Below are 16507 nucleotides of genomic sequence, written 5' to 3' on the forward strand. Positions count from 1 at the left end.
CAAGACAATACGCTATAATGAAGTGTTGAAAGGAAATACAAAATGAAACAAGATCGATTTCCATTGGTGTCAGATGATGAGATCATGCTGACCAAAATGCCAGTCATGGACTTGTACGATGAGTCAGACTTTATTAGCAATATCAAAGGTGATTACCGTGATAAGAACTATTTGGAATGGTCTCCTATCAATGAGGAAGAAACCGTAGTTTCTCCAGTGGTTAATAAGGAGTCAAAACCAAGCCCAGAACCTAAAAAAGTTGAAAAAACGTATGCTGAATTGGCTCGAGAAGAGGCGCGTGCGGATCTGAAGAAGAAACGTTCAGCCAAGTATTTGACTCAGGATGTTAGTCATACCAGACGACACAATGCTTCAACACTTGTTCGTCAAGGAAACCAACCAACAGCACCATTTCAAAAGGAAAATCCTGGTGAGTTTGCCAAATTTAGTAAAAACTTGAGCCAGTCTCACTATATCTTAGCTGAGGAGGTTGGCCAAGTGGCGAATCCAACTCCGAAAGTCCAAACGGGAAAAGCTAAAAAGAACAACTATGATTTTCTGAAGAAGAGCCAAATTTATAATAAAAAGAATAAGCAAACGGAACAGGAACGTCAGGTTGCCCAAGAGTTGAACCTGACAAGAATCACGGAATAAGGGAGAAAAGCATGTCAAAGACATATCATTTTATTGGAATTAAAGGATCAGGGATGAGTGCCTTGGCCTTGATGTTGCACCAAATGGGGCATAAGGTTCAAGGGTCAGACGTTGAAAAGTACTACTTTACTCAACGTGGTTTAGAGCAGGCAGGGATTGCGATTCTTCCTTTTGATGAAAAAAACCTACAAGGTGATGTAGAGATTATCGCGGGGAATGCCTTCCGTCCAGATAACAACGTTGAAATCGCCTATGCAGATCAAAATGGTATCAGCTACAAACGTTACCATGAATTCCTAGGTAGCTTTATGCGCGACTTTGTCAGCATGGGAGTGGCAGGAGCACATGGAAAAACTTCAACGACAGGTATGCTGTCACACGTCTTGTCTCACATCACAGATACCAGCTTCTTGATTGGTGACGGGACAGGTCGCGGCTCAGCCAATGCCAAATATTTTGTCTTTGAATCAGACGAATATGAGCGTCACTTCATGCCTTACCACCCTGAGTACTCTATCATCACCAACATCGACTTTGACCATCCAGACTACTTTACAAGTCTAGAGGATGTTTTCAATGCCTTTAACGACTATGCCAAACAAATTACCAAAGGTTTGTTTGTTTACGGTGAGGATGCTGAGTTGCGTAAGATCACAGCCAATGCGCCAATCTATTACTATGGGTTTGAAGCTGAGGGCAATGACTTTGTAGCTAGTGATCTCCTTCGTTCAACAACTGGTTCGACCTTCACCGTTCATTTTCGTGGTCAAGAATTGGGTCAATTCCACATTCCAACCTTTGGTCGTCACAATATCATGAATGCGACTGCTGTTATTGGTCTTCTTTACACAGCTGGATTTGATTTGAACTTGGTCCGTGAACACTTGAAAACTTTTGCCGGTGTTAAGCGTCGTTTCACTGAAAAAATTGTCAATGATACAGTGATTATTGATGACTTTGCCCACCATCCAACAGAAATCATTGCGACCTTGGATGCAGCTCGTCAGAAATATCCAAGCAAGGAAATCGTGGCAATCTTCCAACCGCATACCTTTACAAGAACCATTGCCTTGTTGGACGAATTTGCCCATGCTTTGAATCAAGCAGACGCCGTCTACCTAGCGCAAATCTATGGATCAGCTCGTGAAGTGGACCATGGTGATGTCAAGGTAGAAGACCTAGCTAATAAAATCAACAAGAAACATCAGGTTATCACTGTTGAAAATGTTTCTCCACTCCTAGAACATGGCAATGCTGTTTACGTCTTTATGGGTGCAGGAGACATCCAAACCTATGAATATTCATTTGAACGTCTCTTGTCTAACTTGACAAGCAACGTCCAATAAGGAAAACAGATGGAAATTCCAATCACAACAAGGCAAGCTACCTTATCAGATTTAGAAGAAATGTTGGCGATTGAAGAAGCCAATCCTTCATCAGAAGAGTCACTTAGCCTCCAATCCTTAGAAGAGAGTATCCGCAAGACTGCGGGTACCTTTCTTGTAGCTGGGGATGAAAATCAGCTCTTAGGCTATGTTTTGGGAGAAGTTCAGTCTATTCATCCCAAATGGATAGAAATAAAATCCTTGACCATTCATCCTGACCATTGGGGACAGGGGCTGGGAACTCTTCTTCTTGCTGCCTTGAAACAGGTGACAGTCGAACTAGATTATCAAGGTATTCTTTTGCAAAGTCCTGATGAACTACTATCTTATTTTGAAATGAATGGCTTTGTTGAAGAAGAAATGACAGAAAGTCATTATGGCAGTGGCTCTGAATGGTATCTGATTTGGGGAAATCCCTTTTATCAGGAGGAAATATGAAAATCAGACAAGCAAGATTTTCGGATTTAGATCGGATTATAGAGATTGAGCTGGAGAATTTTTCACTGGAGGAAGCCATTCCTCGTTCGGTCTTTGAGGCGCATTTACGTGAAATTCAGACCAGCTTTCTCGTAGCTGAAAAAGAGGGGCATATTCTTGGTTATATTGAAGGTCCAGTCGTTCCGCACCGCCATCTACATGATCAGTCCTTTACAGAAAAAATAAAAGACTATAGTCATCAACCTAGAGGTTATATTTCTGTGACTTGCCTATCTATTGCCAAGGAAGCACAAGCTTTGGGGGTAGGGAAAAGACTATTAAAGGCTCTGAAAGAAGTCGCTTTAGAACATGAGCGAGAGGGCATTAACTTGACGTGTCATGATTACCTTATCTCCTATTACGAAAAGCACGGCTTTGTTAATGAAGGAATATCCCAGTCAAACTTTGCTGGGGAAACATGGTATGATATGGTTTGGCAGCCAGAAAATAAAGAAAACTAGCTAGGGAATGCCCTAGTTGGTTGCTTTTCTGCGACTTTTAAGATATAATATTATGGATTGTCAACAAGGAGGTAATGCTTTTGACTGAAAAATCAAGAGAAGAAGAAAAATTAAGCTTTAAAGAGCAGATTCTACGTGATTTAGAAAGAGTAAAAGAACAAGATAGAAGAGAGAAAGAAGTAGAGATTCCAAATCTGACGGCTTCATCATCTCAAGCTAGTTCAGCAATTCCTTCAGATCTTGAACCAGAAACATCAACAGAAGAGTTGATGGCTGATTCCCTATCTGTTGTCGATAAAATCCTAAAAAATGCACCAAGTGTTCCTCCACTTTCAAGTGCTAGAACTGATGAAACGGATGGACAAGAAGAGAAAGAGATTAGACAGCCAATCATTGATAAGATTGAAGTTGTAGAATCTGAAGAACCTCTAGTAGAGCCGATTCATCTGGCTGAAGAACCTGTAGTGGAACCCGTTCAACCTAAGGTAGAACCAGTTGAGCTTAAACCCGAAGAAAAAGAATTTAACGACACTCCGACTAAGGTTGCCGTAACCTATAAAACAGAAGACAAGAAAGAGGAAATTACCCCAGGAATGCCTGAAAGAGTAGAGCCTGTTTCTACAGAATCTAGCAGTGGATTAGCTGATGCTCCACGTCGTAGTCGTCGTCAAGGTGCAACATCAACTAAGAAAAAATCAAAAGCCAAAGGTTGCCTAGTAACAGTTCTAGTTCTCCTAGTACTCGTTGCAGTTGGTGGTTATTTTGGTTATGGTTATGTGCAAGATTCCTTGAAACCTGTGGATGCGAGCTCTAAGGACTACGTAACGGTTCAAATCCCAGACGGTGCAAATGTTCAAGAAATTGGAAGCACCTTGGAAAAATCTGGTCTGGTTAAACATGGACTTATCTTTAGCCTTTATGCTAAATACTATAGCCATGCCAACTTGAAGTCAGGTTATTACAACTTGAAGAAGAGTATGAGTACGGATGAGTTGATTCAAGAATTGGAAAAAGGTGGGACTCCTGAAGCTCAGGCACCTGTTCTTGCAAACTTGACAATTCCAGAAGGCTATACATTAGAGCAAATCGCTCAAACAGTAGGACAACTTCAAGGTGAGTTTAAAGAACCTCTTACTGCGGATGCTTTCTTGGCAAAAGCTCAAGATGAGACCTTTATCTCACAATTAGTAGCTAAGTATCCAAACCTACTAGGAAGTCTTCCAACAAAAGACAGTGGTGTTCGTTATCGTCTTGAAGGCTACCTTTTCCCAGCGACCTATACAATCAAAGACAGTACAACTGTTGAAAGTTTGATTGATGAGATGGTGGCTGCTATGGATAAGGCTATGTCACCATATTACGCTACGATCAAAGAAAAGAATCTGACAGTTAATGAATTGCTCAGCATTGCTTCTCTTGTCGAAAAAGAAGGAGCTAAGACCGAAGACCGCAAGAAAATCGCAGGTGTCTTCTATAACCGCTTGAATGCCGGTATGCCACTTCAAAGTAATATCGCTATCCTATATGCTCAAGGAAAACTTGGTCAAAAGATTAGTTTAGCAGATGACGCTGGAATTGATACAACGATTGATTCACCATACAATGTTTACACACATCTTGGCCTCATGCCTGGACCGGTTGATAGCCCAAGTTCGGATGCGATTGAAGCAAGTGTAAACCAGACAAAGAGTGAGTACTTGTACTTTGTAGCCAATGTTGAAGATGGTAAAGTATACTTTGCAACAACAAAAGAAGAACATGATCAAAACGTTGCAGAGCATATCAATAGCAAGTTACCTCAAGCAAGTAGTTCAAACTAAAATTATGTGGTTTTCCACATAATTTTGTTTTAAAAAAGTAAATAGAAAAGAAAGTTAAAAAAATGGCAGAAAAAACTTACCCAATGACCCTTGAAGAAAAGGAAAAACTAGAAAAAGAATTAGAGGAGTTGAAACTCGTCCGTCGTCCCGAAGTCGTAGAGCGTATCAAGATTGCTCGTTCCTATGGAGACCTTTCAGAAAATAGTGAGTATGAAGCAGCGAAAGATGAACAAGCTTTTGTTGAAGGACAAATTTCAAGTCTAGAAACAAAGATTCGTTATGCTGAAATTGTTAATAGCGATGCAGTTGCCCAAGATGAGGTAGCAATCGGTAAAACAGTAACAATCCAAGAAGTCGGTGAAGACGAAGAAGAGGTCTACATCATCGTCGGTTCTGCAGGTGCAGATGCTTTTGCTGGTAAAGTCTCAAATGAAAGTCCGATTGGCCGTGCTCTAATTGGCAAGAAGACTGGCGATACTGCAACGATTGAAACACCAGTTGGTAGCTATGATGTCAAAATCTTAAAGGTTGAGAAAACAGCTTAAATAGAATGAAAAAGGAGTAGTGAAGGTTTTGCCTTGCTCAACTCCTTTTTGGTTTTTTGGATAAAAAGGAGACTATATGAGTGAAAATAAGAAGAAAAACAAAATGGAGCGTGGATTAACCAATCGCCATGTTCAGGTGATGGCCATTGCGGGAACAATCGGAACAGGACTTTTCCTAGGTGCTGGTCGCTCTATCAGCCTTACTGGACCTTCGATCATTCTGATTTACATGATTACAGGAGCCTTTATGTTTTTGATGATGAGGGCTGTTGGAGAGATGCTGTATCAGGATCCAGAACAACATACCTTTATCAACTTTATCACCCGTCATTTGGGGAAAGGCTGGGGATATTTCTCAGTTTGGTCTTATTGGCTGTCAGTTGTCTTTATCGGTATGGCAGAAATCACTGCCATCTCAGACTATGTCCGCTTCTGGTTTCCCACATGGCCTAGCTGGATGATTCAGCTTGTCTTTTTAACGATTTTGGCTTTGGTCAACCTGATTGCAGTTAAGCTTTTTGGAGAAGTCGAGTTTTGGTTTGCTATGGTCAAGATTGTGGCGATTTTAGCCATGATTGCCACTGGGATTTTTATGGTTTTGACAGGCTTTAAGACACCGCATGGTGTTGCAAGTTTGGCAAATATCAGCGACCAGTTCTCTCTTTTTCCAAACGGAGTTATGAACTTTGTCATGGCCTTTCAAATGGTATTTTTTGCCTATCTGATGATTGAGTTTATCGGGGTGACAACTTCTGAAACAAAGAACCCTCGTCAGGTCTTACCTAAAGCTGTTAAGGAAATTCCTCTCAGAATTATCTTCTTCTATGGGGGAGCTCTCATTGCGATTATGGCCATTATTCCTTGGTCTTATCTTAATTCTTCAGATTCTCCATTTGTAACGGTTTTTGAACTGGCAGGGATCAAGTGGGCAGCGGCTCTAATCAACTTTGTTGTCTTGACCTCAGCAGCGTCTGCGCTTAACTCAACTCTCTACTCAACAGGGAGACACTTATATCAGATTGCCCATGATTCGCCAAATCGTTTCTTAAAGGCCATCAAGGTCGATACCCTTTCTCGTCACAATGTTCCACAAAATGCCATCATTGCCTCAGCAATCTTGATTGCTCTCGCTGCCTTTATCAATGTGCTACCAGGTGTTTCAGATGCCTTTGCTTTGATCACCGCATCCTCATCAGGTGTTTACATCGCGATTTATATCTTGATAATGGTGGCCCATCTCAAATACCGCAAGTCACAAGATTTCATGGCTGATGGCTACCTCATGCCTCAGTATCGCTTGCTTAATCCCCTAACCATTCTCTTTTTTGTCTTTGTTTTTGTGACTCTCTTTTTGCAAGAGTCCACTTTCATGGGGGCAGTTGGTTCTGCTATCTGGATCTTTGTTTTTGGGATTTATAGTCAGTGGAAATTTAGAAAATAAATCATGAACTCATCAACTCTGTTTGGTGAGTTTTTGCTAGTTTGACAGTTTATTGAAATATGACTATAATCAAGTTGTAGCAGTTTATTAGGAGGTTTGAATGCACGTTAGATTGGAAAATAAGGAATCGCTTAAAGCGCAAGAAATAGGGGATTTGATTCGTGCTTATAATCGTTCCAAAAGAGAAGAGGTTGAGAGCGAGCCACTGAATCTTTATCTCGAAGACGAAAAGGGCAATCTCATGGCGGGCTTAGTAGCTGAGACTTTCGGAAATTGGCTGGAAATCGAATATTTGTTTGTGAAAGAGGAATTACGGGGACAAGGAATCGGTTCGAAACTATTGCAGCGAGCTGAAAGTGAAGCTAAGAAACGAAACTGTCGTTTTGCTTTTGTCAATACTTACCAGTTTCAAGCGCCAGATTTTTATATAAGCCATGGCTACAAGGAAGTCTTTACCTTGCAAGACTATCCCTACACAGGGCAAAGATTTTATTACCAAAAGGATTTGTGACCTAGACTTCTTTCTTTTGGAGAGGAACTTAGCTAAGTATCAAAAAAGAACGAATACTCTTTATCATGTAAGATGATAGAGAGTTTTTTTGTTAATAAAATATTACAAAATGAAATTTATATATTGCATTAAGTTAGATATATGGTATAATGTTTTTAAAAGAGGCGCAACTTTTTAAAATTTTGAAGGAGGACGCTAGTGGCTAAAAATTTAAAATTAAAATTAGCTCGGGTAGAGCGTGATTTAACACAAGGGGATTTGGCAGAAGCTGTGGGTGTTACTAGGCAGACTATAGGCTTGATAGAAGCAGGGAAATATAATCCTAGTCTCTCCCTCTGCCAGTCCATTTGCAGATGTTTAGGCAAAACTTTAGATCAATTATTTTGGGAGGAAGAAGATGAAAAATAGATTTTTTTATTATCAATTATTAGACGAAAGAGAAGAACAACTGATTAACAAAGCTGGGACAGAGTCTTTTAATGTGTTTATCGGGCTCATTCTGCTAAGCTATCTGGTGGCTGTATTAGCACCTGCTCTTTTTAATTCTAATATTCTTCTGGTTACCCTTCTTTTAGGAATTTTCTTCTTTTTCAATCGTGCACGACAACTTGGAGTGACCTACTATAGTCGTTTTCATTTTACGATTGTAGGGTGTTTGCTGGTGACTCTCGCTATTACGACTCTCTTGATGTTGGAGAATTATCAATTCAATATCGAAATTTATCAGCACAATCCTCTGAACGTTAAATACTTGTCTGCTTGGGTTATTACTTATCTGATTTACCTTCCTTGGGTTTTTATCGGCAATCTCGGCCTTAAAAGTTATGGCGAATGGGCTCAAAAAAAGTTTGAGCAAGATATGGATGAACTGGAGAATGGAGAATAGCTTGTTAGCTTTTTATCAATCTCGGTAAAATGTGTTATAATAGTACTAATTTATCGGATGGTGTGAAAGTGGTAGAATACGTTCATACCTTTGTAAAGTAGGAAGAAGGAAAACAGATGTATCCAGATGATAGTTTGACATTGCACACTGACTTGTACCAGATCAATATGATGCAAGTTTACTTTGACCAAGGAATTCACAATAAAAAGGCGGTCTTTGAAGTTTATTTCCGCCAGCAACCTTTTCAGAACGGCTATGCAGTATTCGCTGGCTTGGAAAGAATTGTACATTATCTTAAAGACTTGCGCTTTTCAGATAGCGATATTGACTACTTGGAGTCGCTTGGGTATCATGGAGAATTCTTGGATTACCTACGAAATCTCAAGTTGGAGTTGACGGTTCGTTCTGCCCAAGAAGGGGACCTTGTTTTTGCTAATGAGCCGATTGTGCAGGTTGAAGGACCTCTAGCCCAATGTCAGTTGGTCGAAACGGCTCTCTTGAACATCGTTAACTTTCAAACCTTGATAGCGACCAAGGCAGCACGTATTCGTTCAGTCATTGAAGATGAGCCCTTGATGGAATTCGGGACACGTCGTGCGCAAGAAATGGATGCAGCTATCTGGGGAACACGCGCAGCCGTGATTGGTGGAGCCAACGGGACTAGCAATGTGCGAGCAGGGAAGCTCTTTGGTATTCCAGTATTGGGGACTCATGCTCATGCCTTGGTACAGGTTTATGGAAACGACTATGAAGCCTTCAAGGCCTATGCTTCAACCCATCGTGACTGTGTCTTTCTAGTAGATACATATGATACGCTTCGCATCGGTGTGCCAGCTGCCATTCAGGTTGCTCGTGAACTGGGAGACAAGATTAATTTTAAAGGCGTTCGTATTGACTCAGGGGATATAGCCTATATTTCCAAGAAAGTTCGTCAACAGTTAGATGAGGCTGGATACCCAGATGCCAAAATTTACGCTTCCAATGACCTAGATGAAAATACTATCCTTAACCTCAAAATGCAACACGCTAAGATTGATGTCTGGGGGGTGGGTACCAAGCTGATTACAGCCTATGATCAGCCAGCTCTTGGGGCAGTTTATAAGATTGTGGCTATTGAAGATGAAACTGGTAAGATGCGCAATACCATCAAGCTTTCAAGTAATGCTGAAAAAGTATCGACCCCAGGTAAGAAGCAAGTATGGCGCATTACCAGTCGTGAAAAAGGCAAGTCAGAAGGTGACTACATTACTTATGATGGTGTGGATGTGAGCGGCATGACTGAAATCAAAATGTTCCATCCGACCTATACTTACATCAAAAAGACCGTTCGTAATTTTGACGCCGTTCCTCTCTTGGTGGATATTTTCAAAGAAGGAACATTGGTTTACAAATTGCCTAGTTTGACTGAGATTCAGGATTATGCTCGTAAGGAATTCGACAAGCTATGGGATGAATACAAGCGCGTGCTCAATCCGCAACACTATCCAGTGGACTTGGCGCGTGATATTTGGCAAGATAAGATGGATTTGATTGACAAGATGCGCAAGGAAGCCCTTGGCGAAGGAGAAGAAGAATGAGTTTGCAAGAGACCATTATCCAGCAACTGGGTATCAAGCCAGTGATTGACGCCCAGGAAGAAATTCGTCGTTCGATTGACTTCTTAAAAAGATACTTGAAAAAACACCCCTTCCTTAAAACCTTTGTACTAGGGATTTCTGGAGGACAAGACTCAACCTTGGCAGGGCGCTTGGCGCAATTAGCTATGGAAGAAATGCGAGCAGAGACAGGAGATGACAGCTACCAATTTATCGCTGTCCGTCTGCCCTATGGCGTGCAAGCTGATGAAGCAGATGCTCAAAAAGCCCTCGCTTTCATCCAGCCAGATGTCAGCTTGGTTGTGAATATCAAGGAATCAGCTGATGCCATGGCAGATGCAGTTGAAGCGACAGGAAGTCCTGTTTCAGACTTTAACAAGGGCAATATTAAAGCTCGTAGTCGTATGATTGCCCAATATGCCCTTGCGGGTGCCCATAGCGGAGCCGTCATTGGAACAGACCATGCTGCGGAAAATATCACAGGCTTTTTTACCAAGTTTGGTGACGGTGGTGCAGATATTCTCCCTCTTTACCGCCTCAATAAACGTCAAGGAAAACAACTCTTGAAGGAACTTGGTGCAGACCCAGCCCTTTATGAAAAAATCCCAACAGCAGATTTGGAAGAAGAAAAACCTGGACTTGCAGACGAAGTAGCCTTGGGAGTCACTTACAATGAAATTGATGACTACCTCGAAGGAAAGCAAGTTAGTTCAGAAGCCCAAGCGACTATCGAAAACTGGTGGTACAAAGGTCAACACAAACGCCACCTACCAATCACCGTATTTGATGACTTTTGGGAGTAAAAAGGTCCGGGGGACCTTTTTAGCCCGAGTCTAGAAACGAGAAAGCGAGACAGAAATCGGTAACTCGAAGAGTTCGATTTCGTTGTCTCACCCCCGCAACGATGACTAGGTTTGAAAAAGCTTGGTAAAGCGCATTTCAAACCAGACAGCGACTGCGTCAAGTAACTAGATGAAAAACTTGTTTTCTAGCTGTTACTGAGTATAGTCTTTTTACCCTGAGCCTAGAAATGAGAAAGCGAGGAAGGTCCGGGGAACCTTTTTAGCTTGAGCCTTAAGCTTAGAAAGCGAGGTAACATGATGAAAGCAATCGGTACGCAAATGTTACAGACAGAACGTTTGATTTTGAGAAGATTTGTGGAGAGTGATGCGGAAGCCATGTTTCAAAATTGGGCTTCATCTGCTGAGAATCTGACCTATGTCACCTGGGATCCTCATCCTGATGTTGAGGTGACTCGGAACTCGATTCGAAATTGGGTTGCATCCTATACTAATCCCAACTATTACAAATGGGCCATTTGTCTCAAAGAGAACCCAGAGCATGTGATAGGAGATATCAGCATCATTGAAATGCACGAGGAAGATTTAAGTTGTGAAATTGGGTATGTTTTAGGAAAAAACTTTTGGGGCCGAGGTATGATGACAGAGGCCTTGAAAGCTGTGCTAGACTTCTGTTTTACTCAAGCAGGCTTTCAAAAGGTCAGAGCTCGTTACGCCAGTCTTAACCCAGCTTCAGGCCGTGTGATGGAGAAGGCTGGAATGTCCTATCTAAAAACTATTGCCAATGGTGTGGAGAGAAAAGACTACGTTTCGGACCTTATTTATTACCAGATAAGTAGGGAAGACAGGTGATTTTATTTTCTGTTTCTATCAAAGTCAGACCTTGTCTGGCTTTTTTTGTACCATATTTCTGAATAAACTGATTAAATTCCTATTTTTCCCTATCATTGTCCCTGTTTTTTCTGGAGTTTTGGAGCTATAATAGTCCTATCAAATCAAAGAATGGAGGAAGGCAATGGACAATGTATTCTTTTTTATCAGTGTTTTTCTTGCTGGAATTCTTTCCTTCTTTTCTCCTTGTATCTTACCCTTGTTACCGGTCTATGCAGGGGTCTTGTTGGATGACAAAGATGGTGCTCAGGCTTCTAGCGGAAAAATTTCAATCTCACTTGTTAGTTTATTGCGAACTCTGGCCTTTATAGCGGGGATTTCTTTTATCTTTATCTTACTGGGCTACGGAGCTGGTTTTTTAGGCAATTTGCTGTATGCTTCTTGGTTTCAGTATGTGACAGGTGCGGTTATCATTCTCTTGGGCTTGCACCAGATGGAAGTTTTACATTTGCAGGGGCTCTACAAGGAAAGAAGGCTACAATTAAAGAGACAGGGGCAAAAGGGTAACGGCTATAGTCAGGCATTTTTACTGGGGTTGACCTTTAGTTTTGCTTGGACGCCATGTGTAGGGCCGGTTCTGGGGTCTGTTTTGGCCTTAGCGGCTTCAGGTGGCTCAGGTGCTTGGCAGGGAGCTGGTCTCATGTTGCTTTACACGCTGGGTTTGGCGCTACCATTTTTAGTTCTAGCTCTTGCCTCCAGCTATGTTTTGAAACATTTCCGAAAACTTCATCCCTACCTCGGGACCCTCAAAAAAGTGGGTGGTTTCCTCATTATCGTGATGGGAATTTTGGTGCTTTTGGGGAATGCTTCCATTTTGACTACATTATTTGAATAGAGAGGAAAAAGAAATGAAAAAATGGCAAACATGTCTCCTTGGAGTAGGCTCAATCTGTTGCTTGGCAGCCTGTTCGGCTAAAAACATGGCAGACGAGTCTACTATGAAGGAGCAATCCAAAACAGAACAAGTTAGTTCACAAACTGCGACTAAAGGTCAGGAAGTCGCTGATTTTGAACTAACAGGTGTAGATGGCAAAACCTATCGTTTGTCTGATTACAAAGGCAAGAAAGTCTATCTCAAATTCTGGGCTTCTTGGTGTTCCATCTGTCTAGCCAGCCTTCCAGATACGGACGAAATCGCTAAGGATGCTGGTGATGACTATGTGGTCTTGACAGTGGTATCTCCTGGTCACAAGGGGGAGCAATCTGAAGCAGACTTTAAGAACTGGTACAAGGGCTTAGATTATAAAAATTTTCCAGTTCTAATTGATCAATCAGGCAAACTTTTGGAAAGTTATGGTGTCCGTTCTTACCCCACTCAAGCCTTTATAGACAAGGAAGGCAAGCTGGTCAAAACACAACCAGGTTTTATGGATAAGGATATGATTTTAAAAGAATTGAAAGAAATGGGGTAGAGAAAGGCTATGAATGATAAAGTAAAACTTTTTGTCTTGGCAGGGGTCATTCTCCTAGCCTTAACCGGTTTCTATTTTCTATTGATGCGAAATGCAGGGCAGACAGATAGCTCGCAAATTGAGAAAGCATCCGTTAGCCAAGGAGGAAAAACAGTGAAAAAAACAGAAGTGAGCAAAGACGCAGACTTGCACGAAATTTATCTAGCTGGGGGATGTTTCTGGGGAGTGGAGGAATACTTCTCACGCGTTTCCGGAGTGACAGATGCTGTTTCAGGCTATGCAAATGGTAGAGGGGAAACAACCAAGTACGAATTGATCAACCAAACAGGACATGCAGAGACTGTCCATGTTACCTATGATGCTAATCAAATTTCCCTCAAGGAAATCCTGCTTCATTACTTCCGCATTATCAATCCAACCAGCAAAAATAAACAAGGAAATGATGTGGGAACCCAGTACCGTACTGGTGTCTATTACACAGATGATAAGGATTTGGAAGTAATCAATCAAGTCTTTGATGAGGTGGCTAAAAAATATGACCAACCTCTGGCAGTTGAAAAGGAGGCCTTGAAGAATTTTGTGGTGGCGGAGGATTACCACCAAGACTATCTCAAGAAAAATCCAAATGGCTACTGTCATATCAATGTCAATCAAGCTGCCTATCCCGTCATTGATGCCAGCAAATATCCTAAACCAAGCGATGAAGAATTGAAAAAGACCTTGTCACCTGAGGAGTATGCAGTTACCCAGAAAAATCAAACAGAACGAGCTTTTTCAAACCGCTATTGGGATAAATTTGAATCCGGTATCTATGTGGATGTTGCCACTGGCGAACCTCTCTTTTCATCAAAGGACAAGTTTGAGTCTGGTTGCGGATGGCCTAGTTTCACCCAACCCATCAGCCCAGATGTTGCTACCTACAAGGAAGATAAGTCCTACAATATGACACGCATGGAAGTGAGAAGCCGAGTTGGAGATTCTCACCTTGGCCATGTCTTTACAGATGGACCTCAGGACAAGGGTGGCTTGCGCTACTGTATCAATAGTCTCTCTATTCGCTTTATTCCCAAAGACCAAATGGCAGAAAAAGGCTATGCCTATTTACTAGATTATGTTGATTAAGAGGCTTTCCTAAGCAGGTAGAGGAGAATTTTGCTATACTGATACTAGTAAGTGGTAAAGGAGCGGAGCATGACCTACACAATCTTAATCGTAGAAGATGAGTATCTGGTAAGACAAGGCTTGACCAAGTTGGTCAATGTAGCAGCATACGATATGGAAATCATCGGTCAGGCTGAAAATGGAAGACAGGCTTGGGATTTGATTCAAAAGCAGGTGCCAGATATCATTTTAACTGATATCAATATGCCTCAGCTAAATGGCATCCAGTTGGCCAGTCTGGTCCGAGAAACCTATCCTCAGGTGCATCTGGTATTTTTGACAGGTTACGATGATTTTGATTATGCCTTGTCTGCTGTCAAACTCGGTGTAGATGATTACCTGCTCAAACCCTTTTCTCGTCAGGATATTGAGGAAATGTTGGGGAAAATCAAGCAAAAACTAGACAAGGAAGAAAAAGAAGAGCAGTTACAAGATTTATTAACTGATAAGTTTGAGGGAAATATTGCTCAGAAAATCCAGTCCCATCTAGCTGACAGTCAGTTTAGTTTGAAGTCTTTGGCCAGTGACTTGGGTTTTAGTCCGACTTATCTGAGCTCCTTGATTAAGAAAGAGTTGGGCTTGCCCTTTCAGGATTATCTGGTGAGAGAGCGTGTTAAACAAGCCAAGCTCTTGCTTCTGACTACAGATTTAAAGATTTACGAGATAGCCGAAAAGGTTGGTTTTGAAGATATGAACTATTTTACTCAACGTTTTAAACAGATTGCAGGTGTGACACCTCGTCAGTTTAAGAAGGGAGAAGGCCGATGAAGCGTTCTTCTCTCCTAGTAAGAATGGTTATTTCCATCTTTCTGGTCTTTCTCATTCTCTTAGCTCTGGTTGGGACTTTCTATTATCAATCTAGTTCAGCAGCCATTGAGGCCACTATTGAGGGTAATAGCCAAACGACCATTAGCCAAACTAGCCACTTTATTCAGTCTTATATCAAAAAATTAGAAACCACCTCTACCAGTTTGACTCAGCAGAAGGATGTCCTAGCCTATGCTGAGAATCCTAACCAAGTCCAAGCCAAGGGAATTCGAGATCTGTTTTTGACCATCTTAAAGGCAGACCAGGACCTGAAAACGGTGGTACTGGTCACCAAATCCGGTCAGGTCATTTCTACAGATGACAGTGTGCAGATGAAAACTTCCTCAGATATGATGGCTGAGGATTGGTACCAAAAGGCTATTCATCAGGGAGCTAAGCCAGTTTTGACACCAGCTCGTAAATCGGATAGTCAGTGGGTCATTTCTGTTACTCAGGAACTGGTTGATGCAGAGGGGGCCAATCTTGGCGTGCTTCGATTAGACATTTCATACGAAACTCTGGAAGCCTATCTTAACCAACTCCAGTTGGGCCAGCAGGGTTTTGCCTTTATCATCAATGAAAACCATGAATTTGTCTACCATCCTAAACGTACTGTCTATAGCTCAGCGAGTGAAATGGAGGCCATGAAACCCTACATTGAGACGGGGCAGGGCTATACTCCTGACTACAAATCCTACGTCAGTCAGGAACAGATTGCAGGAACTGATTGGACGGTTATAGGCGTGTCTTCGCTGGAGAAGTTAGACCAGGTTCGGAGTCAACTCATGTGGACCTTGCTTGGTGCTAGTGCCTTATCTCTTCTTGCCTGTCTCTGTTTGGTGTGGTTCAGTCTCAAACGCTGGATTGCCCCTTTGAAGGATCTGAGAGAAACCATGCTGGAAATTGCTTCTGGTACACAAAATCTTCGAGCCAAAGAAGCTGGCGCCTATGAACTGAGAGAAGTGACTCGCCAGTTTAATGCTATGTTGGATCAGATTGATCAGTTGATGGCAGATGTGCGCAGGCAGGAAGAAGCAACCCGGCAGTATGAACTTCAAGCACTGTCGAGCCAGATTAACCCCCATTTCCTCTATAATACTTTGGACACTATCATCTGGATGGCTGAGTTTCAGGATAGTCAGCGAGTGGTTCAGGTGACCAAGTCCTTGGCAACCTATTTCCGCTTGGCGCTCAATCAAGGAAAGGATTTGATTTGCCTCTCTGATGAAATCAATCATGTCCGCCAGTACCTCTTTATCCAGAAACAACGCTATGGAGATAAGCTGGAGTATGAGATTGATGAAGAACCTGACTTTGATAATTTAGTCTTGCCTAAACTGGTGTTGCAACCTCTTGTAGAAAATGCCCTCTACCATGGTATCAAGGAGAAGGAAGGTCAGGGACATATTAAAGTTTCTGTTCAGAAACAGAATACAGGGCTTGTCATCCGTATTGAGGATGATGGTGTTGGTTTCCAAAATCCTGGTGATAGCAGTCAAAGTCAGCTCAAACGTGGGGGAGTTGGTCTACAAAATGTCGACCAACGACTCAAACTTCATTTTGGAGACAATTACCAGATGAATATCAATTCTGTACCCTCAAAAGGGACGATAGTTGAAATATGCATTAATAAAATAGTAATGAGCTAACTCCCAATCTAT

At 41.8% G+C, this 16507-nt stretch carries 18 protein-coding genes; all 18 read left to right on the top strand.

What is annotated here, in order from left to right; all coding sequences use genetic code 11:
- The first annotated feature begins 42 nt into the window (after positions 1–42).
- Entirely contained in the window at positions 43–654 is a 612-nt protein-coding gene (locus O3652_RS06570) for a cystathionine gamma-synthase (protein WP_084881721.1), read from the top strand.
- Positions 655–665: 11 nt separating this feature from the next.
- On the top strand, positions 666–2000 hold the full coding sequence (murC, locus tag O3652_RS06575) for a UDP-N-acetylmuramate--L-alanine ligase (RefSeq protein WP_084943087.1): 1335 nt from the start codon (positions 666–668) through the stop codon (positions 1998–2000).
- A gap of 9 nt (positions 2001–2009) precedes the next feature.
- Positions 2010–2477, top strand: a complete 468-nt coding sequence (locus tag O3652_RS06580) for a GNAT family N-acetyltransferase (protein WP_084943088.1) — start codon at positions 2010–2012, stop codon at positions 2475–2477.
- A complete protein-coding gene (locus tag O3652_RS06585; protein ID WP_084943090.1) occupies positions 2474–2977 on the top strand; it encodes a GNAT family N-acetyltransferase in 504 nt (167 codons plus the stop codon). The genes O3652_RS06580 and O3652_RS06585 overlap by 4 nt, the downstream gene beginning before the upstream one ends.
- A gap of 74 nt (positions 2978–3051) precedes the next feature.
- On the top strand, positions 3052–4797 hold the full coding sequence (gene mltG / locus O3652_RS06590; RefSeq protein ID WP_371590186.1) for an endolytic transglycosylase MltG: 1746 nt from the start codon (positions 3052–3054) through the stop codon (positions 4795–4797).
- A 62-nt stretch (positions 4798–4859) separates the two neighbouring features.
- Positions 4860–5342 (top strand): transcription elongation factor GreA, encoded by a 483-nt coding sequence (greA, locus tag O3652_RS06595; RefSeq protein WP_000818765.1) that lies wholly within the window; start codon positions 4860–4862, stop codon positions 5340–5342.
- A gap of 76 nt (positions 5343–5418) precedes the next feature.
- Positions 5419–6783 carry an amino acid permease gene (locus O3652_RS06600; protein ID WP_001293565.1) on the top strand — a complete coding sequence of 455 codons (1365 nt, stop codon included), beginning with the start codon at positions 5419–5421 and terminating at the stop codon, positions 6781–6783.
- Positions 6784–6883: 100 nt separating this feature from the next.
- The gene (locus tag O3652_RS06605) at positions 6884–7294 is read left to right on the top strand and encodes a GNAT family N-acetyltransferase (protein WP_000558479.1); all 411 of its coding nucleotides are present in this window, start codon (positions 6884–6886) and stop codon (positions 7292–7294) included.
- A 198-nt stretch (positions 7295–7492) separates the two neighbouring features.
- On the top strand, positions 7493–7702 hold the full coding sequence (locus O3652_RS06610; RefSeq protein ID WP_001107502.1) for a helix-turn-helix transcriptional regulator: 210 nt from the start codon (positions 7493–7495) through the stop codon (positions 7700–7702).
- Positions 7692–8180, top strand: coding sequence for a DUF6773 family protein (locus tag O3652_RS06615; RefSeq protein ID WP_061416407.1), 489 nt, complete (start codon positions 7692–7694; stop codon positions 8178–8180). Before O3652_RS06610 ends, O3652_RS06615 begins: the two co-directional genes overlap by 11 nt.
- Before the next feature lie 116 nt (positions 8181–8296).
- Complete coding sequence (locus O3652_RS06620) at positions 8297–9757, top strand: nicotinate phosphoribosyltransferase (protein WP_125413063.1); 1461 nt, start codon at positions 8297–8299, stop codon at positions 9755–9757.
- A complete protein-coding gene (gene nadE, locus O3652_RS06625) occupies positions 9754–10578 on the top strand; it encodes an ammonia-dependent NAD(+) synthetase (protein WP_125413064.1) in 825 nt (274 codons plus the stop codon). The genes O3652_RS06620 and nadE overlap by 4 nt, the downstream gene beginning before the upstream one ends.
- A gap of 297 nt (positions 10579–10875) precedes the next feature.
- A complete protein-coding gene (locus O3652_RS06630; protein WP_125413078.1) occupies positions 10876–11427 on the top strand; it encodes a GNAT family N-acetyltransferase in 552 nt (183 codons plus the stop codon).
- Positions 11428–11590: 163 nt separating this feature from the next.
- A complete protein-coding gene (gene ccdA2 / locus O3652_RS06635; protein WP_125413065.1) occupies positions 11591–12301 on the top strand; it encodes a thiol-disulfide oxidoreductase-associated membrane protein CcdA2 in 711 nt (236 codons plus the stop codon).
- Positions 12302–12314: 13 nt separating this feature from the next.
- Positions 12315–12878, top strand: coding sequence for a redoxin family protein (locus tag O3652_RS06640; protein WP_125413066.1), 564 nt, complete (start codon positions 12315–12317; stop codon positions 12876–12878).
- A 9-nt stretch (positions 12879–12887) separates the two neighbouring features.
- Positions 12888–14000, top strand: coding sequence for a peptide-methionine (R)-S-oxide reductase MsrB (gene msrB, locus O3652_RS06645; protein WP_125413067.1), 1113 nt, complete (start codon positions 12888–12890; stop codon positions 13998–14000).
- Positions 14001–14069: 69 nt separating this feature from the next.
- Positions 14070–14807 (top strand): response regulator transcription factor, encoded by a 738-nt coding sequence (locus tag O3652_RS06650; RefSeq protein WP_000222604.1) that lies wholly within the window; start codon positions 14070–14072, stop codon positions 14805–14807.
- Positions 14804–16495 (top strand): sensor histidine kinase, encoded by a 1692-nt coding sequence (locus O3652_RS06655; protein WP_125413068.1) that lies wholly within the window; start codon positions 14804–14806, stop codon positions 16493–16495. Before O3652_RS06650 ends, O3652_RS06655 begins: the two co-directional genes overlap by 4 nt.
- Positions 16496–16507 lie beyond the last annotated feature (12 nt).

This window comes from Streptococcus sp. 27098_8_23 (assembly GCF_041432195.1).
Lineage (GTDB): Bacteria > Bacillota > Bacilli > Lactobacillales > Streptococcaceae > Streptococcus.

What these genes read in the sequence shown, in the direction of transcription:
- O3652_RS06630 (WP_125413078.1), top strand. Translation starts at nt 10,876, where the DNA reads ATGAAAGCAATCGGTACGCAAATGTTACAGACAGAACGTTTGATTTTG.
- O3652_RS06650 (WP_000222604.1), top strand. Translation starts at nt 14,070, where the DNA reads ATGACCTACACAATCTTAATCGTAGAAGATGAGTATCTGGTAAGACAA.
- O3652_RS06585 (WP_084943090.1), top strand. Translation starts at nt 2,474, where the DNA reads ATGAAAATCAGACAAGCAAGATTTTCGGATTTAGATCGGATTATAGAG.
- ccdA2 (WP_125413065.1), top strand. Translation starts at nt 11,591, where the DNA reads ATGGACAATGTATTCTTTTTTATCAGTGTTTTTCTTGCTGGAATTCTT.
- mltG (WP_371590186.1), top strand. Translation starts at nt 3,052, where the DNA reads ATGCTTTTGACTGAAAAATCAAGAGAAGAAGAAAAATTAAGCTTTAAA.
- O3652_RS06620 (WP_125413063.1), top strand. Translation starts at nt 8,297, where the DNA reads ATGTATCCAGATGATAGTTTGACATTGCACACTGACTTGTACCAGATC.
- O3652_RS06570 (WP_084881721.1), top strand. Translation starts at nt 43, where the DNA reads ATGAAACAAGATCGATTTCCATTGGTGTCAGATGATGAGATCATGCTG.
- O3652_RS06580 (WP_084943088.1), top strand. Translation starts at nt 2,010, where the DNA reads ATGGAAATTCCAATCACAACAAGGCAAGCTACCTTATCAGATTTAGAA.
- murC (WP_084943087.1), top strand. Translation starts at nt 666, where the DNA reads ATGTCAAAGACATATCATTTTATTGGAATTAAAGGATCAGGGATGAGT.
- O3652_RS06605 (WP_000558479.1), top strand. Translation starts at nt 6,884, where the DNA reads ATGCACGTTAGATTGGAAAATAAGGAATCGCTTAAAGCGCAAGAAATA.
- O3652_RS06615 (WP_061416407.1), top strand. Translation starts at nt 7,692, where the DNA reads ATGAAAAATAGATTTTTTTATTATCAATTATTAGACGAAAGAGAAGAA.
- greA (WP_000818765.1), top strand. Translation starts at nt 4,860, where the DNA reads ATGGCAGAAAAAACTTACCCAATGACCCTTGAAGAAAAGGAAAAACTA.
- O3652_RS06655 (WP_125413068.1), top strand. Translation starts at nt 14,804, where the DNA reads ATGAAGCGTTCTTCTCTCCTAGTAAGAATGGTTATTTCCATCTTTCTG.
- O3652_RS06600 (WP_001293565.1), top strand. Translation starts at nt 5,419, where the DNA reads ATGAGTGAAAATAAGAAGAAAAACAAAATGGAGCGTGGATTAACCAAT.
- O3652_RS06640 (WP_125413066.1), top strand. Translation starts at nt 12,315, where the DNA reads ATGAAAAAATGGCAAACATGTCTCCTTGGAGTAGGCTCAATCTGTTGC.
- msrB (WP_125413067.1), top strand. Translation starts at nt 12,888, where the DNA reads ATGAATGATAAAGTAAAACTTTTTGTCTTGGCAGGGGTCATTCTCCTA.
- nadE (WP_125413064.1), top strand. Translation starts at nt 9,754, where the DNA reads ATGAGTTTGCAAGAGACCATTATCCAGCAACTGGGTATCAAGCCAGTG.